Source organism: Streptomyces sp. TLI_171 (assembly GCF_003610255.1).
GTDB lineage: Bacteria > Actinomycetota > Actinomycetes > Streptomycetales > Streptomycetaceae > Kitasatospora.
The window spans coordinates 2,238,334-2,255,920 of sequence record NZ_RAPS01000001.1; the positions used below are offsets into that span (position 1 = coordinate 2,238,334).

Sequence of the window (17,587 nt, forward strand, 5' to 3'; positions counted from 1 at the left end):
AGCGAGCATTGGGACGCTATGGGTGGATTCGAGCCCCCAGTCCTCCGAACGGGTGAACCATCCCCGCCCGTTGTGAGGAAGCGCGGGCCCGGCGTGTTTGAGTTCGAGAGCCGCTGTCCGCGATCCGGGCGCATGGCGGATGCCACCATGCCCGGGGCGGCTGCTGTGGTGGCCGCCCACATCGTTGCCGGGGCCGGTAATTCCTACCGTTCTCGGCCATGGACACCACTTCTGCCCCGCGCCCCCAGCTCCCGCTGCACGGCCGCACCGCGCTGGTCACGGGGGCCGCCTCGGGGATCGGCCGGGCCTGCGCGGAGGCGTTCGCCGCGGCGGGTGCGCGCGTCTACGTCGTCGACCTCGCCGCCCGGCCCGCCGAGGAGCTGGCGGAGCGGATCGGCGGGGTCGCGCTCGTCGCCGACCTGTCCGACCCGGACGCGGTGGAGGCGCTGCCCGCCGACGCGGACATCGTGGTCAACAACGCGGGCCTGCAGCACGTCGCGCCGGTGCACGAGTTCCCGCTGGAGCGCTTCACGCTGATCCAGCGGGTCATGGTGGAGGCCCCGTTCCGCATCCTGCGCCGCACCCTGCCGCACATGTACGAGCGGGGCTGGGGCCGGGTGGTGAACATCTCCTCGGTGCACGGCCTGCGCGCCAGCGCCTTCAAGTCCGCGTACGTGACCGCCAAGCACGCCCTGGAGGGCCTGAGCAAGACGGTCGCCCTGGAGGGCGCCCCGTACGGGGTGACCAGCAACTGCATCAACCCGGCGTACGTCCGCACGGCGCTGGTCGAGAAGCAGATCGCCGCGCAGGCGCTGGCGCACGGCATCCCCGAGGACGAGGTGGTGGAGCAGATCATGCTCGACCGCACCGCCGTGAAGCGGCTGATCGAACCGGACGAGGTCGCGCAGCTGGCCGTCTGGCTGTGCTCGCCCGGCGCCTCCTACATCACCGGCGCCAGCCTGCCGGTGGACGGCGGCTGGACCGCCCACTGAGAACCCCATAAGGTCCTGCAACTCCCTCACCCCCACCATCTGCAAGGGATTCCCCCATGGCTGCCTCTCCCGACGTCGCGAGATCCGGCTCCCTGCCCAGGGTGGTCGCCGCCTCGCTGATCGGCACCACCGTCGAGTGGTACGACTACTTCCTGTACGGCTCGGCCGCGGCGCTGGTCTTCGGGCACGTGTTCTTCCCCAAGGCCGACCCGCTGACCGGCACCCTGCTGTCCTTCCTCACCTACGCCATCGGCTTCGCCGCCCGCCCGCTCGGCGCCCTGGTGTTCGGCCACTTCGGCGACCGGATCGGCCGCAAGAAACTGCTGGTGCTCAGCCTGCTGCTGATGGGCGGCGCGACCACCCTGATCGGCCTGCTCCCGACGTACGACCAGGTCGGCGTGGCCGCGCCGATCATGCTGACCGCCCTGCGGCTGGTGCAGGGCTTCGCGCTCGGCGGCGAGTGGGGCGGCGCGGTGCTGCTGGTCTCCGAGCACGGCGACCCGAAGCGGCGCGGCTTCTGGGCGTCCTGGCCGCAGGGCGGCGCCCCGGCCGGCAACCTGCTGGCGGCGGGCGTGCTCTCGCTGATGACGACCCTCCAGTCCGACGCGGCGTTCCTGGACTGGGGCTGGCGGGTGCCGTTCCTGCTCTCCGCGGTGCTGGTGATGGTCGGCCTGTGGATCCGCCTCGCGGTCGACGAGTCGCCGCTGTTCAAGGCCGCGCTGGCGGCCGCCGAGCAGCGCGCCGAGCGGGAGAAGTCGCCGCTGGTGACGGTTCTCCGCGACCACTGGCGGGACGTGCTGGTGGCGATGGGCGCGCGCATGGCGGAGAACATCTCGTACTACGTGATGACCACCTTCGTGCTGGCCTACGCCGTCGGCCACGCCCACCTCCCCAAGCAGACCGCGCTGAACGCCGTCCTGATCGGCTCCGCCATCCAGTTCGCGCTCATCCCCGCCTTCGGGGCGCTCTCCGACCGGATCGGCCGCAAGCCCGTCTACCTGGTCGGCGCGGTCGGGGTCGGCGTCTGGGCCTTCGTCTTCTTCGGCATGGTCGACACCAAGGACTTCACCTCGATGGTGGTCGCGATCACCGTCGGCCTGTTCTTCCACAGCATGATGTACGCCCCGCAGGCAGCGTTCTTCTCCGAGCTGTTCGCCACCCGCACCCGCTACTCGGGAGCCTCCATCGGCGCCCAGTTCTCCTCGGTCGCGGCCGGCGCCCCCGCCCCGCTGATCGCCACCGCGCTGCTCAAGGACTACGACAGCTCAACCCCGATCGCCGTGTACGTGGCCCTCGCCGCCGTGATCACCGTGTTCGCCGTGCTGTGCGCCCGGGAGACCCGCGGCACCGACCTCGCCGAATCCGGCCGCGCCGAACCGGACGGAACCGGTGCGGACGGTCGGGTGGACTCCGTGAAGCCGGGCGCTACTGTCTGAGCACTTCCGGCAGGATCAGGGCCGCGCGGCCGGGAGGTGCCCCACGGCACCCGCCCGGCGGCGCGGCCCCGGCCCGTTCGTGCGGCGGGCCGGGGAGCACGGGGGCCACGGGGGGCACGAGTGACAGGGAAGGCCGAATGGACCGCCACACCACCGCCGCGCCGGCGCTGCGAAGACTGCTCGACCTGCTGGCCACCGGCGCAGCCACCGAGGACTTCGGCGAGGTGCTCGCCGACGCCCGCCGGCAGGGCGCGCCCCCGCAGGTCCTGACCGAGATCGACGACGCCACCTGGCAGGCCCTGCGCGTCCATCGGACGATGCGTCAGCACCGCCGCCGCGAGGCCGAGTTGACCGCCCTGTTCGACACCGCCGGAGACCTGGCCGCCTCCCGCGACCTGAACGCCGTGCTGCAGGCCATCGTCCGCCGCGCCCGGATGCTGCTCGGCACCGACACCGCCTACCTGACGCTCCCCGACGAGCAGGCCGGCGACACCTACATGCGGGTCACCGACGGCTCCGTGTCCCCGCTCTTCCAGACGCTGCGGCTCAGCCTCGGCGACGGCCTCGGCGGCCTGGTCGCGCAGACCGCCCGCCCCTACGCCACCCACGACTACCGGGACGACGAGCGCTTCCGGCACACCGGCCAGATCGACGCCGGCGTCCTCGACGAGGGCCTGGTCGCCATCATCGGCGTCCCGCTGCTGCTCGGCGGCACCGTGATCGGCGTGCTGTTCGCCGCCGACCGCACCCCCCGCGCCTTCTCCCCCGACGAGGTCGCGCTGCTCTGCACCCTCGCCGCGCACGCCGCGATCGCCCTGGACACCGCCAAGTCGCTCGCCGACACCCGGGCCGCGCTCGCCGAACTCGCCAACGCCAACGCCGTCATCCGCGCCCACTCCGCCGCCGTCCAGCGCGCCGAGCAGGCCCACGACCGGCTCACCGACCTGGTCCTGCGCGGCGCCGAGGTCTCCGACGTCGCCGCCGAGGTCGCCGCCCTGCTCGACGGCGAAGCCTCCGTCCACGACGCCGAGGCGGCCCCCCTGACCGGCCCCGGCGCGGCCCCCGACGGCCTGTCGGACGCCGTTGCGCTGTCCCGCGTCGAGGGCCACGCCGTCCGGCACGGCTCCGAGTGGGTGTGCGCCGTCCTCGCCGGGCAGGAACTGCTGGGCAGCCTGGTCCTGCACGGCCGGCCCGAGCTGGACGACGCCGACCGCCGGGTGTTCGAGCGGGCCAGCGTCGTCACCGCCCTGCTCCTGCTGCTGCGCCGCTCCGTCGCCGAGACCGAGAACCGGGTCCGCGGCGAGCTGCTCGCCGACCTGCTCACCGCCCCCGACCGCGACCCCGCCGGGCTGGCCGCCCGCGGCCGCCGGGTCGGCGTCGACCTGAACCGGCCGCACCTCGCCCTGGTCGCCGTGGTCGCCGACCCGGGCGCCCGGGAGCGGCTGGCCGGCGCGGCCGCCCGCTACCTGTTCGGATCGCGCGGCATCAGCGCCGAGTTCGGGGAGGGCGTGGTGCTGCTGGTCCCGCACGAGGGCGCCGGGGACGGCGCGGTCGCCGCGCTGGCCGCCGAACGCCTGGCGCACCTGGTCGGCGCCCCCGTCACCGTCGGCACCGGGCGGGCGGCGAGCGGACCGGTCGCGCTGGCCGCCGCGTACGCGGAGGGCGTCCGGTGCGTGCGCGCGCTGCGGGTGCTCGGCCGGGACGGCGACGGCGCGTGCGCCGCCGACCTCGGCTTCCTGGGCGTCCTGCTCGGCGACGGACACGACGTCGAGGGCTTCGTCCGCGGCACCCTCGGACCGCTGCTCGACTACGACGCCAAGCGCGGCACCGAACTGGTCCGCACCCTGCGGGCCTTCTTCGACTGCGGCGGCAGCCTCACCCGCGCCAAGGACCAGCTCCACGTGCACGTGAACACGGTGGTGCAGCGGCTGGACCGGGTCGAGGTGCTGCTCGGCCGCGACTGGAACCAGCCGGAACGGGCCCTGGAACTCCAACTCGCCCTGCGCCTGCTGCTGCTGGCCGGCGACTGAGCGACCGGCCGGAGCCCGCCCCGGCTGTGCGCCCGTCGGCGGTCGCCGGCCGCGGGCGTACAGTGGCGAGGTTGGGCCGAGCGGGCAGCAGGGAGCGTGTGGTGAGCGAGAACGTGCGGTTCGTCCGAATGGGCATAGGCGAGCGGACCGTTCCGTACCCGGAGGCGTGGGCGGAGCAGCAGCGGCTGCACGCGCTGCGGGTCGCGGACGAGATCCCGGACACCGTGCTGCTGCTGGAGCACGACCCGGTGTACACGATGGGGAAGCGCACCAACCCGGAGGACCTGCCGCTGGACGGCACTCCGGTGGTCGAGGTGAACCGCGGCGGGGAGATCACCTGGCACGGGCCGGGGCAGCTGGTGGGCTACCCGATCGTCAAGCTGCCGGACCCGATCGACGTGGTGGCGTACGTGCGGCGGCTGGAGGAGGCGCTGATCCGGGCCTGCGCCGAGTTCGGCGTGGCGACCACCCGGATCGAGGGCCGCAGCGGGGTGTGGAAGCTGGGGGCGGAGATCCCCGGCGCGGTGGTGGATCCGTCCCAGGTGGTGGAGATCGGGAAGCTGACGCTGCGGATGGGCCTGCCGCTGGGCATCGACCCGCGCCTGGCGGGCCCCGAGTACGCCCCGTCGAACGCGGGCCAGCGCGGCGACGACCGCAAGCTCGCCGCGATCGGCGTCCGGGTCGCCCGCGGGGTGACCATGCACGGCTTCGCGCTGAACTGCGACCCCGACATGACGTACTTCGACAAGATCGTCCCGTGCGGCATCCGGGACGCCGGCGTGGCCTCGCTGAGCGGCGAGCTGGCCCGGCCGTTCACCGTGCCGGACGCGGTGGAGACGGTGGAGCGGAGGCTGGCCGAGGTGTTCGCCGAGCTGCCCGAGCCGGTCGCCGTCCACTGATCGCGCGGAATCGGCGCGGCGCGCCGGGCGTTGGCTTTCGAAGGCAAGCCCGGGGCCGGGCAGAGGCCGTTGAAGTGCAGGCGTACCCTGAGTGGTACCCCGTCTAGTTCTAGGAGTCGAACGTGTCCGCTGTCGCACCCGACGGCAGGAAGCTCCTCCGCCTGGAGGTCCGCAACAGCGAGACCCCCATCGAGCGGAAGCCGGAGTGGATCAAGACCAGGGCGAAGATGGGGCCGGAGTACAACGCCCTGCAGTCCCTGGTGAAGAAGGAGGGGCTGCACACGGTCTGCCAGGAGGCGGGCTGCCCCAACATCTTCGAGTGCTGGGAAGACCGCGAGGCGACCTTCCTGATCGGCGGCGACCAGTGCACCCGTCGCTGCGACTTCTGTCAGATCGACACCGGCAAGCCCGCCGAGTTCGACCGGGACGAGCCCCGCCGGGTCGCCGAGTCCATCGTCACCATGGACCTGAACTACGCCACCATCACCGGCGTCGCCCGCGACGACCTGGCGGACGGCGGCTCGTGGCTGTACGCCGAGACCGTTCGTCAGGTGCACGCGATGACCGCCGCCCGCGCGGCCGGGCGCACCGGTGTCGAGCTGCTCATCCCGGACTTCAACGCCGTCCCCGAGCAGCTCGCCGAGGTCTTCTCCGCCCGCCCCGAGGTGCTCGCGCACAACGTCGAGACGGTGCCGCGGATCTTCAAGCGGATCCGCCCCGCGTTCCGGTACGAGCGGTCGCTGGACGTCATCACCCAGGCCCGGGCGGCCGGGCTGGTCACCAAGTCCAACCTGATCCTGGGCATGGGCGAGACCCGCGAGGAGGTCAGCGAGGCGCTGGCCGACCTGGTGGACGCCGGCTGCGAGCTGATCACCATCACCCAGTACTTGCGGCCCTCGCTGCGCCACCACCCGGTGGAGCGCTGGGTGAAGCCGCAGGAGTTCGTCGAGCTCCAGCAGGAGGCCGAGGAGCTGGGCTTCGCCGGGGTGATGTCCGGTCCGCTGGTGCGGTCCTCGTACCGGGCCGGCCGGCTGTACCGGCAGGCGCTGGAGCACCGCGAGCGGCAGGCCGCGGTCTGAGTTCCCCTCACGCGGAGGGCGGGTCCGGACGGGCCCGCCCTCCCGTACGTGTCCGGGGCTGTCCGGGCTAACCGCCGACGTTTCACGTGGCATTGACGAGCGGGTCACCGTACGGTAACGGGCGTCCGGGACGCTGGAGCGGTACCCGGGTCGAGGAGTTGGTGGCTGATGCGTACCGGAATCCGAACCGCACTGCGGCGGGCCGAACACCTGCTGTTGATCCGCGGCGCGCGCCGCAACGCGTGGGCGGCGGTGTGCGAGAACCGCCGGCTGGCGGGCGAGCGCGAGCACTCCGGGCCCGGGTTCGGGCGCAGCGCCTGAACCCCGGGCGGCCCCGGGACCGGTGTCCGGGAAAGACCAGGGTCACGAACCGGCACCGCCTTGGATGATCGCTACCGCCGCCACGTACCATGAGCGGTATGGCGAGGCAAAAATCCGATACCCCTGGGCGGCTCGCACAGATCCGCCAGGCATATGTCATGACCAAGCAGGTCGACTCCAAGATCGGCCTGATCATCGCCGGCGTCGGCCTGCTGACCTTCGGCGTGTTCCTCGCCATCGGCTTCGCACTGGACCACCCGGTCTACCTGGGCATCCTCGGTTTCGTGGTGGCGGTGCTGGCGGTCGCGATCGTGTTCGGCCGGCGTGCCGAGCGGGCCGCGTTCGGGCAGATGGAGGGCCAGCCGGGCGCGGTCGCGGCGGTGCTGGGCAACATCCGTCGCGGGTGGAGCGCGAACCAGACTCCGGTGGCGGTCACCCGCAACCAGGACGCGGTCTACCGCGCGGTCGGCCGGGCCGGCATCGCGCTGATCGGCGAGGGCAACCCGAACCGGGTGCGGCCGCTGCTGGCGTCCGAGAAGCGGAAGATGTCCCGCGTGGTCGGCGACATCCCGGTGCACGACATCATGGTCGGCACCGGCGAGGGCGAGATCCCGCTCAAGAAGCTGCAGATCCACCTGATGCGGCTGCCGCGGGCGATCACCGCGGCCCAGGTCACCGAGACCAACGACCGGCTGCGCGCGCTCGGCGACCTGCTGTCCAAGGCGCCGATCCCCAAGGGCCCGATGCCGAAGGGCGCCCGGATGCCCAAGGGCGGCGGCGCCCGCTAGCCCACTCCCCCCGTACGACACCACGGCCCCGCCCGCGAGATTCCTTCTCCGCGAGCGGGGCCGTTCGATCGTCCTGGGACTTCGGTGGCCCCGGGTTCCTCGGAGGTGGCCCGGGGTTCCTCGGTGGGTTCCGGGGGCGGGGTCAGATCCGGACCTCGACGGTGCCGACGGCCTTGTCGTGCAGGCCGCGGGTGTCGCGGTCCCAGACGGCGGCCGGGACGACCAGGCAGAGCAGCAGGGTGCGCAGCAGGACCTGCGGGATGGTGGCGCGGCTGCCGTCCAGCCGGACCACCCGCAGGCCGAACAGGCGCTTGCCGACGGTGGTGCCGGTGGTGGCGAGCAGCAGCACCGTGACCGCGTAGAACAGCGGGGTGGTCCACAGGTTGGCGGAGCCCTGGTCGCCGCGGGCCAGCAGGCCGTACGCGACCAGGCTGACCAGCCAGCCGTCGACGAACAGGGCGCCGATCCGGCGGCCGGGGCCGGCCATCGAGCCGGGGCCGGACTGCGGGAGGCCGAGGCGCTCGCCGCGGTAGCCGAAGTCGGCGCCCATCTTCTCGGCGGCCGCCTTCGGGCCGTCGATCCACGATCCGAGTGCTTCTCTGGTGTCCACGAATCCACCCTAACCGCGCTTACGGGCGGGCCCGGTGGCAGCCCCGCCGGCGGGGCGCGCCCGGCCGGTCTTCCGTCGGGGTGAACCCGGTTCGGCCGACTGCCACAAGTGGTCTGGACCATTTGCGGATCACCCCGGCCACGGGGGTGGGAATTTGCCCGGAACCGTACCGCTTTGCCGCCCACCCGAACAGCCCGGTTAACATGTCGGAAACAAGCGAGTCACGAGACGGAAACGCGCCGTTCCTATCGTGAGCCCCCTGCACCGGGGCTCCTGTCGCCCCTGACGGAGACTCAGACCGTGCACGCCGAGGAGGAGTACGGATGTTCACCAACGCCGACGAGGTGAAGCAGTACATCGCGGACAACGACATCAAGTTCGTCGACGTCCGGTTCTGCGACCTGCCGGGCGTGCTGCAGCACTTCTCGGTCCCGGCCGACACCTTCGACCCGTCCGAGACCCTGATGTTCGACGGCTCCTCGATCCGCGGCTTCCAGGCCATCCACGAGTCCGACATGGCCCTCGTCCCGGACCTGGCCACCGCCCGGCTGGACCCGTTCCGCACCGAGAAGCACCTCAACATCAACTTCTTCATCCAGGACCCGATCACCGGCGAGGCCTACAGCCGCGACCCGCGCAACGTCGCCCGCAAGGCCGAGGCCTACCTGGCCTCCTCCGGCATCGCGGACACCGCCTACTTCGGGCCCGAGGCCGAGTTCTACGTCTTCGACTCGGTGCGCTTCGAGACCTCCGCCAACGCGTCCTACTACCACATCGACTCGGTGGCGGGCGCCTGGAACAGCGGCTCCGCGGAGGGCGACGCGCGCGGCTACAAGGTCAAGTACAAGGGCGGCTACTTCCCCGTCCCGCCGGTCGACCACTTCGCCGACCTGCGCGCCGAGATGTCCCTCGAACTCGCCAAGGCCGGGCTCGCCGTGGAGCGCCAGCACCACGAGGTCGGCACCGCCGGACAGGCCGAGATCAACTACAAGTTCAACACCCTGCTGCACGCCGCCGACGACCTGATGCTGTTCAAGTACATCATCAAGAACGTCGCCTGGCGGGCCGGCAAGACCGCCACCTTCATGCCCAAGCCGATCTTCGGCGACAACGGCTCCGGCATGCACGTGCACCAGTCGCTGTGGACCGCCGGCTCCCCGCTGTTCTACGACGAGCAGGGCTACGCGGGACTCTCCGACACCGCCCGCTACTACATCGGCGGCATCCTCAAGCACGCCCCGTCGCTGCTCGCCTTCACCAACCCCTCGGTGAACTCCTACCACCGCCTGGTCCCCGGCTTCGAGGCACCGGTCAACCTGGTCTACTCGCAGCGCAACCGGTCCGCCGCGATCCGCATCCCGATCACCGGCTCCAACGCCAAGGCCAAGCGCATCGAGTTCCGCGCCCCCGACCCGGCCTCCAACCCCTACCTGGCCTTCTCCGCCATGCTGATGGCCGGCCTCGACGGCATCAAGAACAAGATCGAGCCGCTCGAGCCGGTCGACAAGGACCTCTACGAGCTGGCCCCCGACGAGCACGCCGCCGTCCCGCAGGTCCCCGCCTCCCTCAGCGCCGTCCTCGAAGCCCTGGAGGCCGACCACGAGTACCTCCTGGCCGGCGGCGTCTTCACCACCGACCTGATCGAGACCTGGATCGACTACAAGCGCACCGCCGAGATCGCCCCGATCGCCCTGCGCCCGCACCCGCACGAGTTCGAGCTCTACTACGACCTGTAGGACAGCCCCCGACCTGCGGGAACGCAGGTTGATCTCTCTCCGTTTCCGCAGGTCAGGCAGGGTCCTGACCTGCGGAAACGCGTAGAGAGGGGCTGCATACCTCTGGGTCTCGCGCTGACGCCTTCTTGCCCTTGCCGGCGCTGGGCAGTACGCCATCCTGCCACTCTCAGTAGCCATCTCGCGGCTCCCAGCCGGTTGGTCTGGGCCAGCCACTGGGCGGACAGCGCGGTGCGGGGCCACGACCGGACGAGCAGTTCGGTCACGACCCCGCCGGATGTCTTCACCGACGGTCAGCAGCCGTCCTCGAACCAACAGGAGCCGCTCACCGGAGGAACGTCGAGGATGCTGAGCTGCGGCGCGACGGGGGCTCCGCAGCAGCCGTCGTCCTGCTCCCGGGCGGTTCGAGCCGGTCGCAGAGGCCAGCGTCGCCGCAGATGCCGGTCTCGGGGAGGCCGTAGGACTTCATGCCAACGAGGTCCGAGCCGCTCCCACCCTGACGGTTCCCTCGGGTCCGCGCCCGACAAGCAACTCGAACCGGCGGTCGGGGCCGCACTGCTCCTGCGGGTCCGCGACTAGAGCCTCGGGGTCCGACACCGCGCCGGGCGGTCCCTCTCCGGCTACGACGACCGGAGCGCCCCCGTCCTGGATGCCTTTCCTCACGCTCCTCGACGAGGACGAGGACGAGGACGAGGCGGAGCTGCGGCTGGAAGCGGCCTGGGCGCTGGCCGTCCGCGACCACCCGCGCACCAGGGAGGCGTATGAACGAGTCGGACCGCTTGAGGGGTCCTCGGAGCACGACCACCGGATCTCCGGCCTCTGGCGCTGTCGCGGACCACCGGAACGGCCCGGCCTGCCGGAGTCTCACCAGCCGGGGAGCAGGTTCGGCTACTGCGAACGGGCGTAGCCTCGCGAGCCGGTCGTCGACACTCGGGAGCCCATTGTCGGGCCTTGTCGGCGACCGTTGCGCGGCGGCAGGCCGGAGAGTCGTACGGTCGCACCTGCCCTGCGGGCGACTCCCACGACCTCAGCGCTCGGAAACAGCAACTCGGGCCCCAGATAGACGACTTGAGCCAGGCGCTGGGTGAGACAGCAGTCGAGCTGCGGGTGTGGGAGAAGTCCGCAAAGGGCTGGCTTGGCCCTCCCACGACCTTCGAGGCGATCCGCACCGAGGCAGGCGTGCCGACCGCAAGGTTCTGTCCGTTCATTGGCATGCCAGAGCGGTCCTGGCGTCGCCACCAGGCCCACGCCCGCCAGGGCACGCAAGCTGAAGGACGGTGGCCGCGCCAGACCCGCGAGAGTAACCGCCGCGGGCACGTGCTCACGCGCCCGGCCCGCGGCCACCGCAAGGCACAGGCGATGTGCCGCCATGACGGCCACCGCGTCTGTCAGGCGACCGTGCTGCGGCTGCTGCGGGACGAGGGCCTGCCCCTGGAGGCGAACGCCCCGCGGGGACGGTGTCAGCTCGCCGACCGCCGCAAGACCGCCTTCGCAATCGAACTGGCCATCAAGTAAGCGGAGTTGCTAGCGGGAAAGCCACCGACCGCACTCGCCCCGCTCGACACGGACGGGACCGTGAAACCGCTGGTGGCCATCGTCACCGGCAGCGGCGGACCACCCCCTCGTTCCGCTTCGAAATGTTCATCGCCGCCCGACCGGAACCTCGGCAAGTCCGCCCCGGGCCCGAGAAGATCCTCCGACAGCCAGTCGGGGCTACTGCTTCGCCCCGTCGACCGGTCGGTCGGCGGGGCGAAGCACCGTGAAGTAGCTGATTCGGGCGACGTGCGGAGAGGCACGGGCTCCGAGGCCGGAACCGCGCAGTGCGGTGGCGCAGTTCCTAGAAGCCGGCCCACAGGCCGTTGCCGGGGAGCATGGCGCTGCCGCCGCTGACGTGGCCCTGGCCGTCGCCGGTGTAGAGCTTGAGGTCGTTGTTGGCGTCGATCCCGGCGATGTCCTGCTTGCCGTCGCTGTTGAGGTCGCCGCCCATCACCGAACGGAAGTTGGCCCAGGCGCCGTTCGTCCCGAGCATCGCGCCGCCACCGCCCAGGTGACCGGCGCCGTCACCCGTGTACAGGTTCAGGTTGTTGTTCGCGTCGATCCCCGCGATGTCCTGCCTGCCGTCACCGTTGAAGTCACCTGCCGCGATCGCCTTGAAGTTCGCCCAGGCGCCGTTCGTCCCGAGCATCGCGCCGCCACCGCCCAGGTGACCGGCGCCGTCACCCGTGTACAGGTTCAGGTTGTTGTTCGCGTCGATCCCCGCGATGTCCTGCCTGCCGTCACCGTTGAAGTCACCCGCCGCGATCGCCTTGAAGTTCGCCCACGCGCCGTTCGTCCCGAGCATCGCGCCGCCACCGCCCAGGTGACCGGCACCGTCACCCGTGTAGAGGTTCAGGTTGTCGTTCGCGTCGATCCCCGCGATGTCCTGCCTGCCGTCACCGTTGAAGTCACCCGCCGCGATCGCCTTGAAGTTCGCCCACAGCCCGGTGCTCCCCAACATGTCGCTCCCCCCACCGACATGACCCGCACCATCACCCGGGTACAACCGCATGTTGCTGTTCGCGTCGATCCCCGCCACGTCCAGCTTCCCGTCACCGTTGAAATCAGCCACCACCGTCCGCGCAGGACGCGCCGGAGCCGGAGCGGCCGGGTCGTCGACGATGTTGTTGTAGCGGTAGGCCTTGTAGTCACCGTTGGGGTGCGAGTCGAAGTAGGCGGCGTTGATGGAGACGCCGGTGACGTGCTTCACGGGAGTGGAGCCGAAGGAGTAGTAGGAGAAGGTGGTGTGGGCGGAGTCGTCCCACTTCTCGAACAGGATGACGTGGTCGTAGTAGCTGTCGAGGATGTCGCCGGCCTTGAGGTCGCTGCGGGAGATCTCGGTGGTGTAGGTGCTGCTGGCGAGGCCCTGGGTGTTGGGGCCGTCGGCGAGGTGCCAGGCCATGTCGATGTAGCCGCCGCAGTCGGTGCGGTAGGAGCGGCCGGAGGAGTCGGGGTACGAGCCGCCCTGGTTGTACGTGATGGACTTGCCGAGCCAGTACTGGGCGCGCTGGATGACCTCGCCGCGGGTGATCTGGCCGCCGACGGAGGACGCGGCGTGGGCGGTGGTGGCAGTGGCGACGGTGAGGGCGGTGGTGGCGATCGCACCGGAGGCGGCGATGGCGGCCGCCAGGGTGAGGCGGACGAGCTTGGAGCTGCGGGAAGAAGGCATGACGGAGTTCCCCTCGTGGCGGGTTGGATGAAGGAGTGGTGTGCCGGCCGCACGGAGCGGCTCGGCGGGGTGTCGGCGGACGGCTGTCCTGCAGGAACAGCCGGAGCTCGGACGTCGGGCGCTGCAAGGCCGGCGGTCGGGATCGGCGCGGACCGGCGGGGCGAAACTCAAGCGGACGGGCAGGTGTCCGCGGGAAGGGCTGCGGTGCAGCGGCGCCGGGAAGCAGAGCAGGTACGCCCGGTGATCATGGCCGCCGGATCGGCGGCGGACAGCTGCCCTGCAGGAGCAGCGGTCGGTGCAGTGCAGCAGCAGGTCAGCGCGCGGTGGGCGGGATCGGCGGCCGGTAGCGCCGGCGCAGCATCGGCGATGCCTGGAGGCTGCGGGTGATCAGGCCGTACGCGATGGTCAGCGAGTCCTTCGTTCCGGCCTCGAAGGGGGCCTGGACCGGGAGGTGGCCGGTGGCGGGTAGAGCAGCAGGTCGACCTGCTCCGGCTCGCAGCGGACGGTGATGTGCAGGATGGCGTCAACAGCTCTGGTGCGCCCACAGGGCGGCCCGGACTTCTTCCGCTTCTCCGCTCCGGGGCCGCCCGGAGGCGTTCTTGCGGCGCAGCGAGGCGGGGACGATGTCCATCCGCGGTCAGCCGCCCCGGCCGAGGCTGTCGGTGGTGATGGTGGCGGGCGGGGTGGAGGTGGTGGAGACCGTGGTCGTGTCGGCGGCGGAGGCGGAGGGGGTCAGGAGCAGGGCGCCCAGGGAGACCGTGAGGACCGCGGCGGCCTTGGCGATTCGGGTGCTGGTCATGGCGGTCGTCCTTCGGATGTGACGGGGCATCGGGTGGTCGGTCCGGTGAGGCGTCCCGCGGTTGACCCTCTTCCGGCTGCCGCTCGGTTCTCCTTCTCCCTGGCGGCGATCTCTACTTTCGCCGTTCCAAAACCCCTCGGAAGGGGTTGCGGGTGTCGCCAACCGGACTGTCCGACACCAGACAAGCCGTCATGGACTTATCAATAATTGGGAGCGAGCGCCCTTCGGGCATAGGCCTGCAGATGCCCCAACGCCCCAGTCACCCATGAACCACCACATGAGGGGCCCATGCTGGAGGCTCCAGGACTCACGGCCACGGCCGGCCGGGTCTACCGGGCACTGCTCGACCGACCCGCCGACGGCATCGAGGAGATCGCCGTCCACTGCGCGCTCGGCACCACCTAGGTCCACGACAGCCTGGACGAACTCGGCAACCTCATGCTGGTCCGCGCCTTCGCCGAACACCCCGGCCGCATTCGCGCCGTCGACCCCTCGGTCGGCCTCTCAGACTTGCTGGCCCGCCATGAAGCCGAACTCGTCGAACGCCAGGCCACCCTGGCCGCCTCCCGCGCCGCCGTCACCCGCATGGTCGCCGACCGGGCCGAGCGCCGCTCCGAGCACGGGGAGCGACTGCTCGGCATGGACGCCATCCTGCACCGCCTGGAACGCATGGGCCGCGAAACCACCCGCGAGGTCATCAGCATCCAACCCGGCAACCAGCGCCCCGAGGACCTCGACGCCTCCCGCCCCTCCGGCGCCCGGGTCCTCGCCCGCGGCATCGCCGTGCGCACGCTTTACCAGGACTCCGCTCGCCACCAGCCGCACACCGTCACCTACTCCCACTGGCTGCGCAGCCGGGGCGGCGAGGTGCGGACCTCTCCCACCGTCCCGCAGCGGATCGTCGTCGACCTCCGCGAGGCCCTGGTCCCGGTCTGCAAGGGCACCCCGTACGTCACTGAGCCCGGCATCCTGCCCTCCCTGCTCGACCTGTTCGACCTGTTCGACCAGGTGTGGAACACCGCCGTCCCCCTCGGCTCCACCACCCCCGAAGACCCCTCCACCGGCCTCACCGACGACGCCGCGGGCCAACGCCTCGCGCTTCTCCTCCCGCACCGTCGGCCGGCACATGGCCTCCACCATGGAACGCCTCAACGCCAGCAGCCGCTTCGAAGCCGGCATCAAGGCCGCCCAGCGCGGCTGGCTCTGACCTCATCCCCACAAGCCTTTGGGAGGGCGCCGGGAGAACTTCCCCGCCCCCGAAGCACCCATGGGCCCGGCAGAACCGCGAACGACCAGCGGCAGACAGGCCGGCGACGAACTCTGCCGGAGCGACCGCCCGAACTCGGCCGGCCATGGCCTACTCGGCGTCGCTCAGCACTTCTTGCCGCATCTCCTCCTCAGGGCCGTCCCGTCTGCACTGGTTTGAGACGCTCTTTCTTGAGGGGTGCATTCTCGCAGCTCAGAGGCATGTGAGAGCTCTACTACGACCTGCAGGCGGGGAGCCGCCGTCAGTGGATGGTGATCCTGTCGAGGTTGGGGCCGCCGTCCGCGGTGGTGGAGGTGGCGCGGACGGTGTTGGCGCCGGCCTTGAGGGTGATCGGGAGCGAGGTGGTCGCCCAGGTGTCCCAGTTCGCGGTGGGCGGGAAGGACCGTCCGGTGGCGACCCGGGTGCCGTTGACGGCGATGTCCATCGGCCGGTCCACGGTGGTGCCGTTGGCGTAGCGCAGGTCGAGGGTGGCGCCGGCCGCACTGCCGGACTGGATCGTCCACTCGGCGTAACTGCCCGCGGTGTTGGCGAGGTTGACGAACCCGGTGCCGCTGTAGCCGGTGTGGTTGTTCTCGACCACGCCCTGCGAGATCCGGGCCTCCTCGGCCTGGTAGACGCCGGAGCTGCCGGAGACCAGCTGATAGCCGCGCATCCCGGTGGTCAGCAGGTAGCAGTCCTGGAGGGAGCCGGAGGTGTCCCCGAGTGAGCGGTAGATGCCCCACTTGGGCCGCACCCGGTCGGCGAGGAACGTGTCGACGCCGTTCTTCGTGACATCGATCAGCGTGGTGCCGGCGCTGCGCAGGACCCAGCGGACCGATCCCGAGGCACCGTCCCCCACCTTGATCTGGAAGTCCACGTCGACCCACCGGTCGTGCAGGGGGTCCAGGCTGGTGCTTCCCACCGAGACACCGCTGACCGGGAGTTGGAGCTCGATGGTCTGCGCGGTGCCCACCCGGCGGAGCGACTGGACCACGATCGGCGAGGAACCGGCGCCCGGCTCCTTCATCTGCATGATGTGGGTGAAGGTGGTGGTCGCCTTCAGCGAGGACGGGATGTACACCGAGTAGGTGGTCCGCCAGGTCTCGCCGGGCAGCCACTGGAGGTAGGCGCCGCCGGCCGGGGTCCGCATGCCGGTGACCTCGTGGCGCTGTCGGTCGGTGGAGGTGTCGCGGTCGACCATGTGCATGTTCCAGCGGAAGTTGTCGCCCTCGACGCGGATGTGCGGGGCGCCGGCCGGGTGGGAGTCGGCGCGGTCGTCCTCGACGGTCTCGAAGGCGGCGAGGCCGTCGACGGCAGCCGACGGCGACCAGCGCTGCTGCCAGCTGGAGACGCTCAGGGTTGCGGCCGAGGCGGTGGTGCGGGGCAGTGCGGTGGTGGCGGCGGCGGTGAGGGCGGCGCCGAGGACGGTACGACGGGACGGCCTGTTCATGGGGACTCCACAGGGTCGGAGGAGAGTGCGGTGCGGCTCGCGCCGCGGGCCCGGCGGGTGCGGCGCGCTGCGGCGGTGCGGCTGACAGGACGGTCGGGCGGTTCCTGCTCCGGGCAGGGGGTTCCGGGGTGGGGGCGCGGTGTCCGGACGGCGGTCAGCAGGTGCCGTTGTCCTGCCAGATGTTCCAGGCGATGGGGGTGCCGGGAGTGACGCCGGTGCTCCAGTAGAGGGCGGTGTAGTTGTGGCCTGCGTAGGAGACCTGGTCGTGGGGGACGCAGGCGGTGGTGGAGTTCCAGGCGGCGTTGCAGGCGCCGCTGGAGCCGGTGGTGACGGTGAGGGTGCTACCGCTGCCGGCGTTCACCGCGGCGGGGCTGAACGAGGCGCCCGCCCCCGCCGGCAGACCCGAGACCGACAGTGCCACCGACTGCGCCGAACCCGACGCCACCGCAGTGGAGACGGCGATGGTCGCCGACGAACCAGCCTTCACACTCCCCGAGGTCGGCGACAGCGTCACCGAGAAGTCGTTGGCAATAGAGCCGGTGGTAATCTTCTGGAAGATCTTCGAGTAGGCGTAGTTCAGCGGCTTGTCGTAGCCGTTGACCTCCCAGAACGACAACTCCTGGACGCCCTTGGACGCCGCGAAGGTCTCCAGGGTCCGGGCGTTGGACTGGCTGAAGAACTCGCTGTCGTCGTTCTGGCCGGCGATCGGGGTCAGGCCCATGCGGTTGTAGGCCTGCGCAGTGGTGATGCCGTAGAGCGAAGCCAGCTGCGGGGCCGGTGCCGTTCGCGGCGGACTCGGCGTCGTTCAGGGCGTTCTGCCCGTCGCCGAAGTCCATCGTCATGATGAGGCCGCCGGGGTCCACCGGCAGGGTGAAGTCGACCTGGACGTTCGGGTACTGCGCCTGGAGGGCGGCCAGCGCCTGGTCGCGGCGAGCGTTGGAGACGGCGTCGTCCAGGACGGAGCCCTCGATGTCGAAGTCCAGGCGGGTCACACTGTAG

16 protein-coding genes and 1 pseudogene are annotated in these 17,587 nt (G+C 71.2%); 10 read left to right on the plus strand and 7 right to left on the minus strand.

Translation table 11 applies throughout. The annotated features are described in order from the left end of the window. Positions 1-218 precede the first annotated feature (218 nt). From BX266_RS10175 to BX266_RS10200, 7 genes are all read left to right on the plus strand, one after another. Positions 219-992 carry a 3-hydroxybutyrate dehydrogenase gene (locus BX266_RS10175; RefSeq protein ID WP_099898632.1) on the plus strand — a complete coding sequence of 258 codons (774 nt, stop codon included), beginning with the start codon at positions 219-221 and terminating at the stop codon, positions 990-992. Between the two features lie 56 nt (positions 993-1,048). Further along, entirely contained in the window at positions 1,049-2,428 is a 1,380-nt protein-coding gene (locus BX266_RS10180) for an MFS transporter (RefSeq protein WP_099898634.1), read from the plus strand. Between the two features lie 137 nt (positions 2,429-2,565). After that, positions 2,566-4,458 carry a GAF domain-containing protein gene (locus tag BX266_RS10185; protein WP_099898636.1) on the plus strand — a complete coding sequence of 631 codons (1,893 nt, stop codon included), beginning with the start codon at positions 2,566-2,568 and terminating at the stop codon, positions 4,456-4,458. Between the two features lie 98 nt (positions 4,459-4,556). Next, on the plus strand, positions 4,557-5,357 hold the full coding sequence (gene lipB / locus BX266_RS10190) for a lipoyl(octanoyl) transferase LipB (protein WP_099898638.1): 801 nt from the start codon (positions 4,557-4,559) through the stop codon (positions 5,355-5,357). Between the two features lie 122 nt (positions 5,358-5,479). Further along, positions 5,480-6,436: a lipoyl synthase gene (locus BX266_RS10195; RefSeq protein WP_099898640.1), complete on the plus strand. Its 957-nt coding sequence runs from the start codon at positions 5,480-5,482 to the stop codon at positions 6,434-6,436. Between the two features lie 168 nt (positions 6,437-6,604). Continuing rightward, a complete protein-coding gene (locus BX266_RS38455) occupies positions 6,605-6,757 on the plus strand; it encodes a hypothetical protein (RefSeq protein ID WP_180290438.1) in 153 nt (50 codons plus the stop codon). A gap of 98 nt (positions 6,758-6,855) precedes the next feature. Continuing rightward, positions 6,856-7,545: a DUF4191 domain-containing protein gene (locus BX266_RS10200; RefSeq protein WP_099898642.1), complete on the plus strand. Its 690-nt coding sequence runs from the start codon at positions 6,856-6,858 to the stop codon at positions 7,543-7,545. 142 nt (positions 7,546-7,687) lie between these two features. On the opposite strand, the gene BX266_RS10205 is transcribed toward BX266_RS10200, so the two are convergent. Continuing rightward, on the minus strand, positions 7,688-8,155 hold the full coding sequence (locus tag BX266_RS10205; RefSeq protein WP_099898644.1) for an RDD family protein: 468 nt from the start codon (positions 8,153-8,155) through the stop codon (positions 7,688-7,690). A gap of 323 nt (positions 8,156-8,478) precedes the next feature. On the opposite strand from BX266_RS10205, the gene glnA reads away from it, so the two are divergent. The 3 genes from glnA to BX266_RS10220 all read left to right on the plus strand — a co-directional run bounded on the left by glnA (position 8,479) and on the right by BX266_RS10220 (position 11,403). After that, a complete protein-coding gene (gene glnA / locus BX266_RS10210; protein WP_099898646.1) occupies positions 8,479-9,891 on the plus strand; it encodes a type I glutamate--ammonia ligase in 1,413 nt (470 codons plus the stop codon). Between the two features lie 646 nt (positions 9,892-10,537). After that, positions 10,538-10,795: a hypothetical protein gene (locus tag BX266_RS10215; protein ID WP_099898648.1), complete on the plus strand. Its 258-nt coding sequence runs from the start codon at positions 10,538-10,540 to the stop codon at positions 10,793-10,795. 161 nt (positions 10,796-10,956) lie between these two features. Continuing rightward, positions 10,957-11,403 (plus strand): hypothetical protein, encoded by a 447-nt coding sequence (locus BX266_RS10220; protein WP_143686897.1) that lies wholly within the window; start codon positions 10,957-10,959, stop codon positions 11,401-11,403. A 322-nt stretch (positions 11,404-11,725) separates the two neighbouring features. On the opposite strand, the gene BX266_RS10225 is transcribed toward BX266_RS10220, so the two are convergent. The 6 genes and pseudogenes from BX266_RS10225 to BX266_RS10245 form a co-directional block, all read right to left on the minus strand. Next, complete coding sequence (locus BX266_RS10225; RefSeq protein ID WP_099898653.1) at positions 11,726-13,093, minus strand: VCBS repeat-containing protein; 1,368 nt, start codon at positions 13,091-13,093, stop codon at positions 11,726-11,728. Positions 13,094-13,730: 637 nt separating this feature from the next. Then, positions 13,731-13,892: a hypothetical protein gene (locus BX266_RS38460; RefSeq protein ID WP_180290439.1), complete on the minus strand. Its 162-nt coding sequence runs from the start codon at positions 13,890-13,892 to the stop codon at positions 13,731-13,733. A 504-nt stretch (positions 13,893-14,396) separates the two neighbouring features. After that, positions 14,397-15,032 (minus strand): hypothetical protein, encoded by a 636-nt coding sequence (locus BX266_RS10235; protein ID WP_143686899.1) that lies wholly within the window; start codon positions 15,030-15,032, stop codon positions 14,397-14,399. Between the two features lie 368 nt (positions 15,033-15,400). Then, the gene (locus BX266_RS38465) at positions 15,401-15,811 is read right to left on the minus strand and encodes a carbohydrate-binding protein (RefSeq protein ID WP_180290802.1); all 411 of its coding nucleotides are present in this window, start codon (positions 15,809-15,811) and stop codon (positions 15,401-15,403) included. Next, a pseudogene (locus BX266_RS10240) lies at positions 15,791-16,588 on the minus strand (Tat pathway signal sequence domain protein); the annotation flags it as partial. The gene BX266_RS38465 and the pseudogene BX266_RS10240, both read right to left, overlap by 21 nt. A gap of 154 nt (positions 16,589-16,742) precedes the next feature. Further along, positions 16,743-17,309 carry a hypothetical protein gene (locus BX266_RS10245; RefSeq protein WP_099898659.1) on the minus strand — a complete coding sequence of 189 codons (567 nt, stop codon included), beginning with the start codon at positions 17,307-17,309 and terminating at the stop codon, positions 16,743-16,745. Positions 17,310-17,587: the final 278 nt, after the last annotated feature.

Bases quoted from the DNA above. Each gene is read 5' to 3' on its own strand.
- BX266_RS10225 (WP_099898653.1), bottom strand. From the start codon at position 13,093: ATGCCTTCTTCCCGCAGCTCCAAGCTCGTCCGCCTCACCCTGGCGGCC.
- BX266_RS10235 (WP_143686899.1), bottom strand. From the start codon at position 15,032: ATGGTGGAGGCCATGTGCCGGCCGACGGTGCGGGAGGAGAAGCGCGAG.
- BX266_RS10175 (WP_099898632.1), top strand. From the start codon at position 219: ATGGACACCACTTCTGCCCCGCGCCCCCAGCTCCCGCTGCACGGCCGC.
- BX266_RS10185 (WP_099898636.1), top strand. From the start codon at position 2,566: ATGGACCGCCACACCACCGCCGCGCCGGCGCTGCGAAGACTGCTCGAC.
- BX266_RS38460 (WP_180290439.1), bottom strand. From the start codon at position 13,892: ATGACCAGCACCCGAATCGCCAAGGCCGCCGCGGTCCTCACGGTCTCC.
- BX266_RS10245 (WP_099898659.1), bottom strand. From the start codon at position 17,309: ATGGGCCTGACCCCGATCGCCGGCCAGAACGACGACAGCGAGTTCTTC.
- BX266_RS10200 (WP_099898642.1), top strand. From the start codon at position 6,856: ATGGCGAGGCAAAAATCCGATACCCCTGGGCGGCTCGCACAGATCCGC.
- BX266_RS10180 (WP_099898634.1), top strand. From the start codon at position 1,049: ATGGCTGCCTCTCCCGACGTCGCGAGATCCGGCTCCCTGCCCAGGGTG.
- BX266_RS38455 (WP_180290438.1), top strand. From the start codon at position 6,605: ATGCGTACCGGAATCCGAACCGCACTGCGGCGGGCCGAACACCTGCTG.
- glnA (WP_099898646.1), top strand. From the start codon at position 8,479: ATGTTCACCAACGCCGACGAGGTGAAGCAGTACATCGCGGACAACGAC.
- BX266_RS38465 (WP_180290802.1), bottom strand. From the start codon at position 15,811: ATGCGCGGCTATCAGCTGGTCTCCGGCAGCTCCGGCGTCTACCAGGCC.
- BX266_RS10215 (WP_099898648.1), top strand. From the start codon at position 10,538: ATGCCTTTCCTCACGCTCCTCGACGAGGACGAGGACGAGGACGAGGCG.